Annotated in this window: 11 protein-coding genes and 1 tRNA gene; 8 read left to right on the top strand and 4 right to left on the bottom strand. The window is 68.9% G+C overall.

What is annotated here, in order from left to right; all coding sequences use genetic code 11:
* The first annotated feature begins 20 nt into the window (after positions 1–20).
* Positions 21–1,199, top strand: coding sequence for an acyl-CoA dehydrogenase family protein (locus C5E10_RS07995; protein ID WP_104331382.1), 1,179 nt, complete (start codon positions 21–23; stop codon positions 1,197–1,199).
* Positions 1,200–1,234: 35 nt separating this feature from the next.
* Positions 1,235–3,064, top strand: coding sequence for a DEAD/DEAH box helicase (locus C5E10_RS07990; RefSeq protein ID WP_104331184.1), 1,830 nt, complete (start codon positions 1,235–1,237; stop codon positions 3,062–3,064).
* A gap of 29 nt (positions 3,065–3,093) precedes the next feature.
* Here the strand turns inward: C5E10_RS07990 and C5E10_RS07985 are convergent, their stop codons facing one another.
* From C5E10_RS07985 to C5E10_RS07975, 3 genes are all read right to left on the bottom strand, one after another.
* The gene (locus C5E10_RS07985; protein WP_104331183.1) at positions 3,094–3,795 is read right to left on the bottom strand and encodes a DedA family protein; all 702 of its coding nucleotides are present in this window, start codon (positions 3,793–3,795) and stop codon (positions 3,094–3,096) included.
* A gap of 107 nt (positions 3,796–3,902) precedes the next feature.
* A complete protein-coding gene (locus C5E10_RS07980; protein WP_181062689.1) occupies positions 3,903–4,451 on the bottom strand; it encodes a flavin reductase family protein in 549 nt (182 codons plus the stop codon).
* A gap of 214 nt (positions 4,452–4,665) precedes the next feature.
* A tRNA-Leu gene (locus C5E10_RS07975) sits at positions 4,666–4,751 on the bottom strand.
* 131 nt (positions 4,752–4,882) lie between these two features.
* On the opposite strand from C5E10_RS07975, the gene C5E10_RS07970 reads away from it, so the two are divergent.
* The 3 genes from C5E10_RS07970 to mshC all read left to right on the top strand — a co-directional run bounded on the left by C5E10_RS07970 (position 4,883) and on the right by mshC (position 8,580).
* Positions 4,883–6,193: a M20/M25/M40 family metallo-hydrolase gene (locus C5E10_RS07970; protein WP_104331181.1), complete on the top strand. Its 1,311-nt coding sequence runs from the start codon at positions 4,883–4,885 to the stop codon at positions 6,191–6,193.
* A gap of 163 nt (positions 6,194–6,356) precedes the next feature.
* A complete protein-coding gene (locus tag C5E10_RS07965; RefSeq protein WP_104331180.1) occupies positions 6,357–7,199 on the top strand; it encodes an undecaprenyl-diphosphate phosphatase in 843 nt (280 codons plus the stop codon).
* A 64-nt stretch (positions 7,200–7,263) separates the two neighbouring features.
* The gene (gene mshC, locus C5E10_RS07960; protein ID WP_104331179.1) at positions 7,264–8,580 is read left to right on the top strand and encodes a cysteine--1-D-myo-inosityl 2-amino-2-deoxy-alpha-D-glucopyranoside ligase; all 1,317 of its coding nucleotides are present in this window, start codon (positions 7,264–7,266) and stop codon (positions 8,578–8,580) included.
* Between the two features lie 42 nt (positions 8,581–8,622).
* On the opposite strand, the gene C5E10_RS07955 is transcribed toward mshC, so the two are convergent.
* Entirely contained in the window at positions 8,623–9,729 is a 1,107-nt protein-coding gene (locus C5E10_RS07955; RefSeq protein ID WP_258071040.1) for a proteasome assembly chaperone family protein, read from the bottom strand.
* Positions 9,730–9,816: 87 nt separating this feature from the next.
* Here C5E10_RS07955 and C5E10_RS07950 point away from each other — a divergent pair, with 87 nt between their 5' ends.
* Genes C5E10_RS07950 through C5E10_RS07940 form a run of 3 tightly spaced genes read left to right on the top strand, consistent with a single transcriptional unit; the run spans position 9,817 to position 12,601 of the window.
* Positions 9,817–10,557, top strand: a complete 741-nt coding sequence (locus tag C5E10_RS07950) for an HAD family phosphatase (RefSeq protein ID WP_146080200.1) — start codon at positions 9,817–9,819, stop codon at positions 10,555–10,557.
* On the top strand, positions 10,554–11,609 hold the full coding sequence (locus C5E10_RS07945; protein WP_104331176.1) for a tRNA (adenine-N1)-methyltransferase: 1,056 nt from the start codon (positions 10,554–10,556) through the stop codon (positions 11,607–11,609). Before C5E10_RS07950 ends, C5E10_RS07945 begins: the two co-directional genes overlap by 4 nt.
* Entirely contained in the window at positions 11,606–12,601 is a 996-nt protein-coding gene (locus C5E10_RS07940; RefSeq protein ID WP_146080199.1) for a hypothetical protein, read from the top strand. The genes C5E10_RS07945 and C5E10_RS07940 overlap by 4 nt, the downstream gene beginning before the upstream one ends.
* The last annotated feature ends 33 nt before the right edge of the window (positions 12,602–12,634 follow it).

The raw sequence follows: 12,634 nt of genomic DNA, 5'->3' as shown, positions 1-12,634 counted from the left end.
TGACGAGTACCGTGGTGGACATGCCAGCTTCAGACCCGAGATCCATTTTGGCCGATGACCTGCTCGAGGTGCTCAATCAGCGCGCGAGCCGCCACGACGCGGAGAACTCCTTCCCCGCCGACGACCTCGAGGCGCTCCGCGAGATCGGCTACCTGCGGCTGCTGGTTCCACGCGACTTCGGCGGCACAGGGGCATCCCTCGAGCAGGCCGTGCGATGCCAGGCCCGTCTCGCCGCCGCGGCTCCAGCGACTGCCCTCGCCGTGAACATGCACCACGTGGTCGCCGGCATCGCCCGGGCGAGGCACGAGGCGGGGGATGGCGCCCTCGACTGGATGCTGCGCGAGATCGTCGCGGGGGAGACCTACGCGCTCGCCATCTCAGAGATCGGCAACGACGCCGTCCTCTACGACTCGAATGTCCGGGCTGAGCCGGAGGCCGACGGCGGCTACCGGCTGCACGGCATGAAGATCTTCACCTCGCTCTCTCCGGTCTGGACGAGCCTCGTGACCTTCGGCCGCGACGACACCGGAGCCGAGCCGAGCCTCGTCCACGGAGTGCTGCGACGCGGCGACGCCGGCGTGCGCATCCACGACGACTGGGACACGCTCGGCATGCGGGCGACGCAGAGCTGCTCCACCTCCCTGGATGGTGCCCTCATCCCCGCCGAGCGCGTCATCGCTCGGCTCCCGGTCGGACCGAGCAGCGAACCGCACATCTTCGCCGTTCACTCGAACTTCCTCCTCCTCGTCGCCTCGTGCTACGTCGGGATCGGCGACCGCGCGCTCGAGCTGGCGATCGAGGCCGCCGAGCACCGGACGAGCTCGACGCAGGGCGGGATCCGTCTCGCCGACGACGTGCAGGTTCGAGAGGAAATCGCCAGGATGAGCATTCGACAGCTCGCAGCGCGTACCCTCGTTGAGTCCATCGCTCGCGATGTCGACGAGGGGGCGCCTCACGGCGACGCCTGGTTCGCTCGCCTGACGATGGCGAAGTACGAGGCGGTGGCCGCCGCGGCGACCACGACGCAGGACGCGCTCGGGATTGTCGGCGGCAGCGGCTACCGTTCCGGACATGAGCTCGCGCGACTGCTGCGCGACGTGCTCGCAGGCGGTTTGCACCCGTCGAACGAGCGAGCCGTGCGCCGGCTGCACGCCAGCCACCGACTCGGACCAATCCAAGACCCACCCGCACGGCGCTGACCGGGCGACTGCCCTGAGAGGAACTCGACGCAGCCATGACCGAACGCGAAGCCGTCCAGGAAGCTCATCCCTCCAGCCACGACGGCTCCCGCTACGGTCACCAGGTCGGCACCTTCGCCGCCGAGCATCTCTCCCCGTCCTTCCCGCAGCGAGCGCCGTGGGGCACCGCCGGGAGGCTGCGCGCCTGGCAGGCTGAGGCGCTCGATGTCTACTTCGAGTCCGAGCCTCGCGACTTCCTCGCCTCCGCCACGCCGGGCGCTGGCAAGACGACCTTCGCCCTGCGACTCGCCACCGAGCTCCTCCAGCGCCGCTCCGTCGATCGCATCACGATCGTCGCGCCGACCGACCACCTCAAGACGCAGTGGGCGGAGGCGGCCGCGCGAGTGGGCCTGCGCATCGACCCGCGCTACGGCAACAACCAGGGCATCCACTCACGTCAGTTCCACGGCGTGGCCGTGACCTACGCGCAGGTCGCGATGAAGCCGAGCGTGCACAGCCACCTGACGGCCTCCGGTCGCACACTCGTCATCCTCGACGAGGTGCACCATGGCGGAGACGCGTTGAGCTGGGGAGACGCGATCCGTGAGGCCTTCGGGCACGCCGACCGCCGACTCTCGCTCACGGGAACTCCCTTCCGCTCCGACTCGGCACCGATCCCGTTCGTGACCTACGCCCCGAACGAGGACGGCATCCGCACGTCCCTCACCGACTACTCCTACGGGTACGGCCGTGCGCTCGAGGACGGTGTCGTGCGCCCAGTGCTCTTCATGTCCTACGCCGGCAACGTGCGGTGGCGGGACACGCAGGGGGAGGAGATGTCAGCGGGCCTCGCGGAGGACAACACGAAGGACATCGTCTCCCAGGCGTGGCGCACCGCCCTCGACCACGAAGGGCAGTGGATCCCACAGGTCCTGCAGGCGGCCGACCAGCGCCTCAGCGAGGTCCGCCAGGAAGTGCCGGATGCCGGCGGCCTCGTCATCGCCACCGATCACGCGGCGGCAAAGGGCTACGCGGCGATCCTGAAGACCATCACGGGAACCAAGCCCGCGCTCATCCTCTCCGACGACAAGGGCGCGTCCGACCGCATCACCGAGTTCTCCGCGAGCGACGAGCGGTGGATGGTCGCCGTCCGCATGGTGTCGGAGGGCGTCGACGTGCCACGGCTCGCCGTGGGCGTCTACGCAACCAACGCGTCGACGCCGATGTTCTTCGCACAGGCCATCGGCCGCTTCGTGCGCGCCCGCAAGAAGGGCGAGACCGCCACGGTCTTCGTACCGAGCGTGCCGCAGCTCACGAAGCTCGCGCATGCGCTGGAGATGGAGCGCAACCACGCGCTCGATCGGCTCGCAGACGCCGACGACTCCCGCGCCCCGGAAGAAGACATGATGGCCGCCGCCGAGCGGCCGGACAAGACCTCGGACGAGCTCGGGAAGTTCACGTACGAGGCGATCTCGAGCGAGGCGCTGTTCGACAAGGTCCTCTACGACGGCGGCGATTTCGGCTACGCGGCCGAAGTCGGCAGCGAGGAGGAGCTGGAGTTCCTCGGGCTGCCCGGCATCCTCGACGCCGACCAGGTGCGATCGGTGCTGTCCCAGCGCCAGGCGAAGCAGGGGCGCATCCAGGAGTCTCGCGTGAAGGCCGGCCCACCGGCTCCCGCGCCACCCCAGGCGCTGCACCGAACGTTGAAGGAGCAGCGCACGCTGCTCAACAGCCTCGTCTCGGTCTACGCGAAGCAGTCGGGTGAGCCCCACGGCATCGTGCACGCGGAGCTGCGACGCAGCTGCGGAGGTCCAGCGGTGGGACAGGCGACCGTGTCGCAGATCCAGGCGCGTATCGACGTGCTCCGGCGCCGCATGCGCTCCTGAACCGTCAGCGGGCCTGAGCGCGCGCGCCCTCAGGCGGAGTGGCCGCCGCGATGCACCCGCCCGCGGATCTTCACGACCAGGAACCAGATGATCGCGCCTCCCACGAGGGCGTACACGAGGTACTTGAGCGCGTCAGCGTAGATGAGGATCTGCTCCCAGGAGTCGCCGAGCAGGTAGCCCGCCATGACGAACACGGTGTTCCAGATCGCGGAGCCCGCGAGCGTCAGCAGGCCGAACTGGAGCGCTGGCATCCGCTCGATGCCGGCCGGTATCGAGATCAGGCTCCGGAAGATCGGCAGGAACCTGCCGAAGAACACGGCCTTCTTGCCGTGCTTCTTGAACCAGTTGGTCGTCTTGACGACGTCGGCCGCGTCGACGAGCGGGATCTTCCGGGCGAGCCACACCATGCGGTTGTGTCCGAGCCAGCGACCGAGCCAGTACAGGGCGTAGGCGCCGACCACCGAGCCGACCGTGGTCCAGATGATCGCCTCGAGCACGGAGAACTTGCCCTGGTGCGCTGCCAAGCCTGCCAGCGGGAGGATGATCTCGGACGGGATGGGCGGGAAGAGGTTCTCCAGCGCGACGGCGATGCCGGCGCCGGGAGCTCCGATGGTTCCCATGATCTCGATCGCCCAATCGGAGATGACCCCGAAGATGCCTCCCGTCGCCTCATCGACGGCGCTGCCTCCTGAGCTGGCGGCGTTCAAGAGGGTCGTGGCGAGGCCAGGCATGGTTCGAGGAGGTCCTTCTCGGTCTGGGAGCGTGGAGGCAGTTCATGCGCCAATCGCTCGTCACAGTTCTGCGCCCCCAAACTACCCGACAGCCCCTCGAGTCCCTCTCAGCTGTGCGGAGCGCCGAGCTTTCGCCATGCGCGGTTGCGGTACACGACCCCGTCGTCCTCCAGCGGGGCGCCAGCGCTCCCATCCCTAGCCTCGACGATGTCCAGGACGACGAGAACCGCCCCGTCCACGTCGAGCGTGCTGCGGACGCTGCCACGCGCCCAGCGCGTGACGGCCTTGTAGTGCGGTTCTCCGCTTGGCAGATAGCCCCAGCTGTCGCTGTCCGCGAAGCGGTCGATACCGCTCGTGGCGGCCACCTGGGCCACTGCGAGCGACGCCTCGTCGATGAAGTGCACGAGCACGCTGGACGACGCCAGGATTCCGGGCGTCGCGGACGAGGCCTTCGACAGCGAGAAGGCGACAAGCGCGGGGGAGGCGTTGACCGACGTGAGCGACGTGATCGTCATCGCGACCGGACCGGCTTCGCTCTCGGCCGTGAGCACCGCGACACCCGAGGGGTGCTGGCGGAACAGCGAGCGGAAGCTCTCGGAGAGCTCGGTCTGATCGATCTGCGTGTGGTTCACGAGCGACGTGGTTTCAGCGGGCACTGGTGCACTCCTGGGATGACGGTGGATGGGCTTCACCGAGCGTCACCCGCAGAGCGTGTCCTGGCAAACCAACGTTGCCGAGTGTTTCCCTCCGCGCCGTCTCACTACGCAGTGCGTCAGGAAGCGAATCGCAGATGACCCGAGAGAAGCAACAGGGAAGCAGCGCCGGGGAACACGAAAGGCCCGGGAGAAAACTCCCGGGCCTTTCAACCTGTGCGCGAGGGGGGACTTGAACCCCCACGCCCTAATACGGGCACTAGCACCTCAAGCTAGCGCGTCTGCCATTTCCGCCACCCGCGCAGGTTGTGCTGTTGAGCACGAGGAGAAACATTACCAGGATTCCGGCGAAACGCTAATCGAGGCCGAAAAGCGTGCATCCCGGGCGCGTCGCGGAGAGTGTCTGGGGGACTCCGCGGCGGTAGCGTTGGGGCATGGCTGACTCCCTCGAACTCGATCCGACCGTCACGACGACCCAGGACCTCATCCGCCTCGACACCACGAACTACGGCGAAGGCCGCTCCAAGGGCGAGACCGAGGCCGCGCAGTACCTGGAGGCGCGGCTCCAGGCTCTCGGTCTGGACGTCACGACGATCGAGGCGGCCCCAGGACGCCCGAGCATCTTCACCCGCATCCCGGGGCGCAATGCGGAGAAGCCAGCGCTCGTCGTCCACGGCCACACCGATGTCGTCCCGGCGGAAGCTGGCAACTGGAGCGTCGACCCATTCGCCGGCGTCATCAAGGACGGCCTCCTGTGGGGGCGCGGTGCCGTCGACATGAAGAACATGGACGCCATGATCCTGACCGCCGTCGAGGAGATCCTCGGCGCGGGCGAGCTGCCGGAGCGCGAGCTGGTTCTCGCGTTCTTCGCCGACGAGGAGAACGGCGGCCAGTTCGGATCCGAGCCCATCGCCCGCGACCATCCGGAGCTCTTCGAGGGCGCGACACAGGCGATCTCCGAGGTCGGCGGCTACTCGATCACGGTCGGCGGCAAGCGCGCCTACCTGCTGCAGACGGGTGAGAAGGCGCTCCTGTGGCTGCGGCTCCACGCCAAGGGGCGGGCGGCCCACGGCTCACGGGTCATCCCTGCTGAGGAGAACGCCGTGACGCGCCTGGCCCAGGCCATCGCGAAGCTCGGCTCCCATGAGTGGCCCGTGCTCCTCAACGACACGACCACCTCGATGATCACGGAGCTCGCTCGCCTCCTCGAGGTCGACCCGCAGGAGACCACGCCGGGCGCCATCGTCCTCGCGACCGGCAGCGCGTCTGGGTTCCTCACGGCCAGTCTCCGCTCGACGACGAACCCAACGATGCTGAACGCAGGCTACAAGCACAACGTCATCCCGGAGTCGGCGAGCGTCGCCATCGACGCGCGGCCGTTCCCCGGAGCCGAGGACGAGCTCCTCGCGGAGATCCAGGCGATCGTCGGCGACGACATCGAGATCGAGACCGTGTTCCGAGGCATCGGCACGCAGGCTCCCGTCTCGGGGCCGATCGTCGACGCCGCGACGGCGGCCCTGCAGCGGCACGACCCAGAAGCCGTCGTCGTGCCGTACTTCCTCTCGGGCGGAACCGACAACAAGGCGCTCGCGACGCTCGGTATCGAGGGCTACGGCTTCGCCCCGCTCCGCCTCCCGGAGGGCATCGACTTCCCTGCGATGTTCCACGGCGTCGACGAGCGCGTGCCACTCGAGTCGCTGGTCTTCGGACGCAAGGTGCTCGGGGACTTCCTCCGCAGCTACTGAGGGCTCGGGGGCGTGCCCTATCCGGGCATGTCCCCTCTCCACATCCATTCGGCTCCGGGGTGCCCTCCGCGCCTGACTGCCGGATTCGTGTTAGCGTGCGCCGGGCCCGACGTGACCTCGACCGCGGCCGCAGCAGGAAATCTCTCTCGAAAAGGCAGTGGCAATGAACTGGTTTGACGCCGTCATCCTCGGACTCGTGCAGGCGCTCACCGAGTTCCTCCCGATCTCCTCGAGCGCGCACATTCGCATCGTCGGCGAGTGGATCGGCGTGCAGGACCCTGGGGCGACCTTCACCGCCATCATCCAGCTGGGCACCGAGGCGGCCGTCCTGGTCTACTTCTGGGGCGACATCAAGCGCATCATCTCCCGCTGGTTCGGCTCGCTTCGCGGCAGCGTTCCCCGGAACGACCCGGATGCGCGCATGGGCTGGCTCATCATCTTCGGCTCGATCCCGATCGTCGTCCTCGGCTTCCTGCTGCAGAGCCTGATCCGGGACCAGTTCAGGTCGCTGTGGATCGTGGCGTTCACGCTCATCATCTTCGGCGTCATCCTCGGCCTCGCCGACATCTTCGGCAAGCGTGCAAAGGCACTGCAGGACCTCAACACGAGGGACGGCATCGTCTACGGGTTCGCTCAGGCGCTCGCCCTCATCCCCGGCGTCTCGCGCTCCGGCGGCACGATCACGGCCGGACGCATCATGGGCTACGACCGTCCGTCGGCTGCCCGCTACAGCTTCCTCCTGGCGGTGCCAGCTGTCTTCGGCTCCGGCTTCTACGAGCTCGTCTCCGCGTTCGGGGAGACGGAGGGTGCCCAGGCGCCCGTCGTCGGAACGATCATCGCGACGATCATCTCGTTCGTGGTCGGTCTCGTCGTCATCAAGTACCTCATGGCGTACCTCAACAAGGGCAGCTTCCTGCCCTTCGTGGTGTACCGAATCGCGCTCGGAACGCTCATCATCATCCTGCTCTCGTTCGGACTCATGGACCCGACGAGCGGCGCCGCCTGACGCTGACACGCGGTGGGGAGTCCCACTCGAGGGTGAAGGCTGGGGCGCGACATAGGATGTCCCGGTGCGAACCGTTCCCTCGTGGCCCATCCCTGCAGTCCCCTCGGTAGCCGGCAACGGCGGTGGTCCGATCAGGGTCTTCGACTCGGCGAGCGGACGTGTGCAGGACACCGTCACCCCCGATGGGATCGCGACCCTCTACGTCTGCGGGATCACCCCATACGACGCGACGCACCTCGGCCACGCGGCCACGTATCTCGCGTTCGACACCCTCGGACGCGCCTGGCGCGATGCGGGTCTCGAGGTCAGGTACGCGCAGAACATCACGGACGTCGACGACCCGCTCCTCGAGCGCGCCGCCAAGACGGGGCGCGACTGGCAGGAGATCGCGACCTCGCAGACCGACCTCTTCCGCTCGGACATGGCCGCGCTTCGCGTGCTGCCGCCGGACGCGTACGTGCGGGTGCAGGACAGCATCGCCGAGACGGGCGAGGCCATCGCGCAGCTCATCGACGCGGGACTCGCCTACCGGGTCGCCGTCGCGAGCGACGCGGCTCCCGCTGCCGTCACCGAGCTCGGCGACGTGTACTACGACGTCGCGGCCGCCGAGACCGCCAGCAGCTGGACGATGGGCGACGTCTCCGGGTACACCCCAGCCGAGATGGAAGCCGCCTTCCTCGAGTTCGGGGGAGACCCGGACCGTGAGGGCAAGCACGGCCCCTTCGATCCGCTGCTCTGGCGCAGCGCGCGCGACGGCGAGCCCGCCTTCGAGAGCGCCGTGGGACTCGGTCGTCCCGGTTGGCACATCGAGTGCTCCGTCATCGCGACGCGCACGCTCGGGGCCCCGATCTCGGTGCAGGGCGGCGGCCGCGACCTTCGCTTCCCCCACCACGAGCTCTCGGCCGCGCACGCGATCTCGCTGACCTCGGCAGACTCGAACGGCTCAGCAGCCGACTTCGCCCGCGCGTACGCGCATGCTGGCCTCATCGCCTACGACGGGACCAAGATGTCGAAGTCCCTCGGCAACCTCGTGCTCGTCTCGAGGCTCACCGCCGATGGGGTCGATCCCATGGCGATCAGGCTCGCGATGCTCTCCCACCACTACCGGAGCGACTGGGAGTGGACCGACGCGGAACTCGAGCGCTCGAGCGAGCGCCTGTCTGCCTGGCGTGAGCGAGCACGGCGGTCGATCGCCGGAGCGGCCCCGTCCGAGCAGAGCAGCTTCGTCACGCGGATGCGGGCGGCGATCGCCGAGGATCTGAACACCCCAGCGGTCGTCGAGATCGTCGACGAGTGGGTGCAGGCGCCTCCGGCCGCCGGAGACGGCGACGTGATCCGGCTCGTCGACGCCCTCCTGGGTGTGAGCCTCACCAGCGAGTAGCTCCGAGCGGGCTCCCGGCTCGGGGACCCGCTCCTGGCCGGGTCAGTCCTCGGAGCCCTCGGGTGCCTCGGGTGCCTCAGTCTCCTCCGCGGCAGGAGACTCGGACTCGGAAGCGTCCGCATCCTGATCGTCACCCTCGGGCGTCACTCGGCGGTCGCCTCCCATGGGCCGCTGCGCGGTCCCCGAGAGATCGGTTGGGAATGCCCCTGGCCCCGGCTGCGGCTTCTTCCCGGCCGCCTGCTCCAGGAAGCGCTCGAACTCCTGCGCGATCGCCTCACCGGACGCCTCGGGCGCCTCGACCATGTCGCGCGTGCGCTCGAGGTAGCCGACGTACTGCGCGATCTCCTCGTCCTGCGCGGTCGCCTCCGTCACCTCCGCCTCCCATTCCGCGGACTCGGTGACGAGCTCGCCGTGGGGGATCGAGACATCGACGATCTCGGTGAGACGGTCGACGAGGGCGAGCGTGGCCTTCGGCGAGGGCGAGTGGTGCGCGTAGTGGGGAACGGAAGCCCAGAGCGAGAGCACCAGCATGCCGCGCGAACGCGCTTCCTCGCCGATCGCCGACAGCACTCCCGTCGGCCCCTCGTACTCGCTGCGGTCGATGTCGAGCTCCTCGCGGACCACCGCGTCGTCGCTCGACATGAAGATCGTGATGGGTCTGGTGTGCGGCACGTCGGCGAGGAGCGCGCCGACGAGCACGATGCGCGTGATGCCCTCCCGCTCGCACAGGTCGACGACGTGCTTCGTGAAGCTCCGCCACCGCAGCGTCGGCTCCGGGCCGATGAGCACGAACACGTTCTCTCCGTTGTCGGAGCTCACCGAGAGCCCCGCATCTGCCGCGAGCTCCGTGGTCTCCGCCGGGGCATCCGCCACCGAGGCCTCACGAAGCGGGATGCCGCTGAAGGCGACGCTCGGCCACTGGATCTTCCGGATCCCCTCCACGCCTGCCTTCATGACCGGGCGGTGGATCGAGTAGTCGAAGAACGACTCGTCGTCGATGTCCGCGATGAGGCGGTCCGCGCCGATAGCCTCCTGCAGCGATCGGACGGCGCTCGATGCCGCGTCGCCCGCATCGTTCCAGCCGAGCAAGGCGACCACAAGCAGTCTGCCTCGCGCAAATGGTGTGGTGGCCTCGCTGTGATCCGTCACCGTGCTCCTCGCCATGGATGGACTGTCGTCCAAGGATACGCGGCGGGGCGTCGGCAGCCGCCCTGCCGCCCCGTAGACTGTCGCCCCGTGGCTCCTTCGAAACTTCCCGCCGCCGTCCTGTGGGACATGGACGGCACCATCGTCGACACCGAGCAGTACTGGCAGACGGCTCAGCTGAACCTCCTCAGCGACCACGGCCTGCCCCCGCTCACCGAAGAGCAGGAGCTGGGGATGGTGGGCTCGAGCATGGCCGACGCGTCCGAGTTCTTCGCTCGCCTCGGCGTCAAGCTCGAGCCGCAGGAGATCGTGGACCACATGAACTCGACGGTCATGGCGAGCATCCTCAGGGAGCTCGACTGGCGGCCCGGCGCTCTGGAGCTGCTGACGGATCTGCACGCCGCAGGCATCCCGAACGCGCTCGTGACGAACTCGACGCGCATCCTCGCGGACGCAGTCGTCTCGACGCTCGACGCCCCGCTGTTCACGATCGTGATCGCCGGCGACGAGGTCGACAACGGCAAGCCGCACCCCGAACCGTACCTCCGCGCGGCCGAGCAGCTGGGCGTCGCCCCGGAGAGCTGCATCGCTGTCGAGGACTCGCGTCGTGGCCTCGAGGCCGCTCGGGCCGCGGGATGCGCGACGATCGGCATCCCGCACGGCCAGACGCTCGAGGCGCACCACGCGCACCTCGTCACGCACACGCTCGAGGGCATCACCCTCGACGCGCTCGGCGAGCTCGTCGAGCGCGTGGCCAGCGCAGCGGCGACGGGACAGGACGCACAGACGGCAGACGACGCCGCCAACCGAGAAAGCGAAGCACAGCTATGACCCAGACCGACATCGGCGGGCCCTTCCGCGCTGGAGACCGCGTGCAGCTGACCGGCCCGAAGGGGCGCGTGAGCACCCTCTACCTGGAGCCGGGCAAGCGCTACTTCATGCACAAGGGCATGATCGACCACGACACGATCATCGGCGTCGATGAGGGCTCCGTCATCGCCGCGACCGATGGGGGCCAGTACCTCGCGCTGCGTCCGCTGCTCGAGGACATCGTCATGTCCATGCCGCGCGGCGCTGCCATCATCTACCCGAAGGATGCGGCAGCGATTCTCGCGAAGGCCGACATCCGCCCGGGTGCACGCGTCATCGAAGCCGGCGTCGGCTCCGGCGCGCTCTCGCTCTGGATCCTTCGCATGCTCGGGGGGACGGGTTCGCTCACGTCCTTCGAGCGGCGGGAGGAGTTCGCGCAGGTCGCAGAGGGCAATGTCATCAGCGTCATGGGCGAGAAGCCGGACAACTGGAACCTCGTGCTCGGCGATCTCGCCGAGGCGCTGCCAGAGCAGCACGCCGACGGGACCGCCGACCGGGCCGTGCTCGACATGCTCGCCCCCTGGGAGTGCCTCGAGGTCGTCGCGGATGCTCTCAAGCCCGGCGGAGTGCTGCTCTGCTACGTGGCCACGGTCACCCAGCTGTCGCGCGTCGCCGAGGCCATCCGCGCGACCGGCCTCTTCACCGATCCGAATGCCGACGAGACGATGGTCCGCGGGTGGCACGTCGAGGGCCTCGCTGTGCGTCCCGACCACCGCATGATCGGCCACACCGGCTTCCTGCTCACGGCCCGCCGCCTCGCGGACGGCGCCGTCCTGCCGAACCTCAAGCGCCGAGCCTCGAAGTCGGACTTCAGCGATGAGGACGTGGAGATCTGGACGCCGGGATCGCTGGGCGACCGACAGGTGAGCGACAAGGTGCTCCGCAAGCGCGCCAGACTCGCGCAGCGGGGCGCCGCCATCACCTCCGGACAGGGCAGCGAGCCGGAGCCCTCCGAACCGCAGCAGGACGACACCGAGGCGCAGAGCACCGGACCAGAGGGAGAGAGCGAATGAATCGCACAGGAATCCGACTCGTGGGGGCCGCGATGACCGCGTCCGCCGTCGCGATCGCCCTCACGGGCTGCGTCACCTGGCCGGAGAGCGAGCTCGACGTCGCGGCGTGCGAGCTGCCCGGCGTCGAGGGCACCGCTTCGACGAGCATCACCGCCGACGGCGCGTTCGGCGAGCTCAGCGGCGCGACCCTGCCGCATCCCCTGTCGGTGACCGCTCTCGAGACCACACGTGACGGCGTCGGAACCGGCGACCCGGTCACTCCATCAGGAGTCGTGCGAGCGAACTTCGAGCTCCTCGACGGCGCCGGCGGCGAGGTGCTCGTGCCCTACAGCCCGACGGTTGCGGATGAGTCCGGCGCCTCCGCGCCGACGAGCGTTGCGACGATAGCGAACACGTTCCCCGGACTAGCGGAGGCCATCGAGTGCTCGCAGACCGGTGAGCGCGTCGTTGCCGTCATGCCCGCGAGCGTCCTGTTCGGCGAGGCGGCGGCATCCACGGGCGTCGACCCGGCCATGACCATCGTCGCCATCGCCGATGTGCTCGACGTGTACCCATCGAGTGCCGGTGGGCGCATCGCCGCCCCCGAAGACGGCATCCCGGCCGTCGTGACGGCACCGAACGGCACCCCTGGCGTGACCATGCCAGCCCAGGAGCCGCCCGCAGCCCCGAAGCGCCACGTGCGCATCGACGGCTACGGGTCCCCGGTCGCCGAAGGCCAGGCCGTGACGATGCAGCTCTCGGCGTTCGACTGGACGACCGGTGAGCAGGTCGCATCCACGTGGACCCCCGGCAACAACGTGCTCCAGCTCACCATGGCGCCCACCGACGGCCTCTTCGGGCTGAGCCAGGAGATCGTGGGCACCCCGGTCGGCTCGCAGCTCGTCGTCGTCCTTCCCCCCGAGCGCCTCGCGTCGCAGCCAGGGCCGTTGAACGCCACGGCCACGCAGGGACGCACCCTGGTCTTCGTGATCGACATCCTGGCCGCCGAGTAGCGACCAGGCTGACTCCCCACCTCCCTCCCGACT

It is taken from the genome of Pseudoclavibacter sp. RFBG4 (assembly GCF_002931515.1).
GTDB lineage: Bacteria > Actinomycetota > Actinomycetes > Actinomycetales > Microbacteriaceae > Pseudoclavibacter.
Note: the sequence above shows the minus strand (reverse complement) of the source record. Positions and strands in the feature narration are given on the sequence as shown.

Coding starts and splice junctions, on each gene's coding strand:
- C5E10_RS07965 (WP_104331180.1), top strand. CDS start 6,357: ATGAACTGGTTTGACGCCGTCATCCTCGGACTCGTGCAGGCGCTCACC.
- C5E10_RS07945 (WP_104331176.1), top strand. CDS start 10,554: ATGACCCAGACCGACATCGGCGGGCCCTTCCGCGCTGGAGACCGCGTG.
- C5E10_RS07985 (WP_104331183.1), bottom strand. CDS start 3,795: ATGCCTGGCCTCGCCACGACCCTCTTGAACGCCGCCAGCTCAGGAGGC.
- C5E10_RS07990 (WP_104331184.1), top strand. CDS start 1,235: ATGACCGAACGCGAAGCCGTCCAGGAAGCTCATCCCTCCAGCCACGAC.
- C5E10_RS07970 (WP_104331181.1), top strand. CDS start 4,883: ATGGCTGACTCCCTCGAACTCGATCCGACCGTCACGACGACCCAGGAC.
- C5E10_RS07995 (WP_104331382.1), top strand. CDS start 21: ATGCCAGCTTCAGACCCGAGATCCATTTTGGCCGATGACCTGCTCGAG.
- C5E10_RS07940 (WP_146080199.1), top strand. CDS start 11,606: ATGAATCGCACAGGAATCCGACTCGTGGGGGCCGCGATGACCGCGTCC.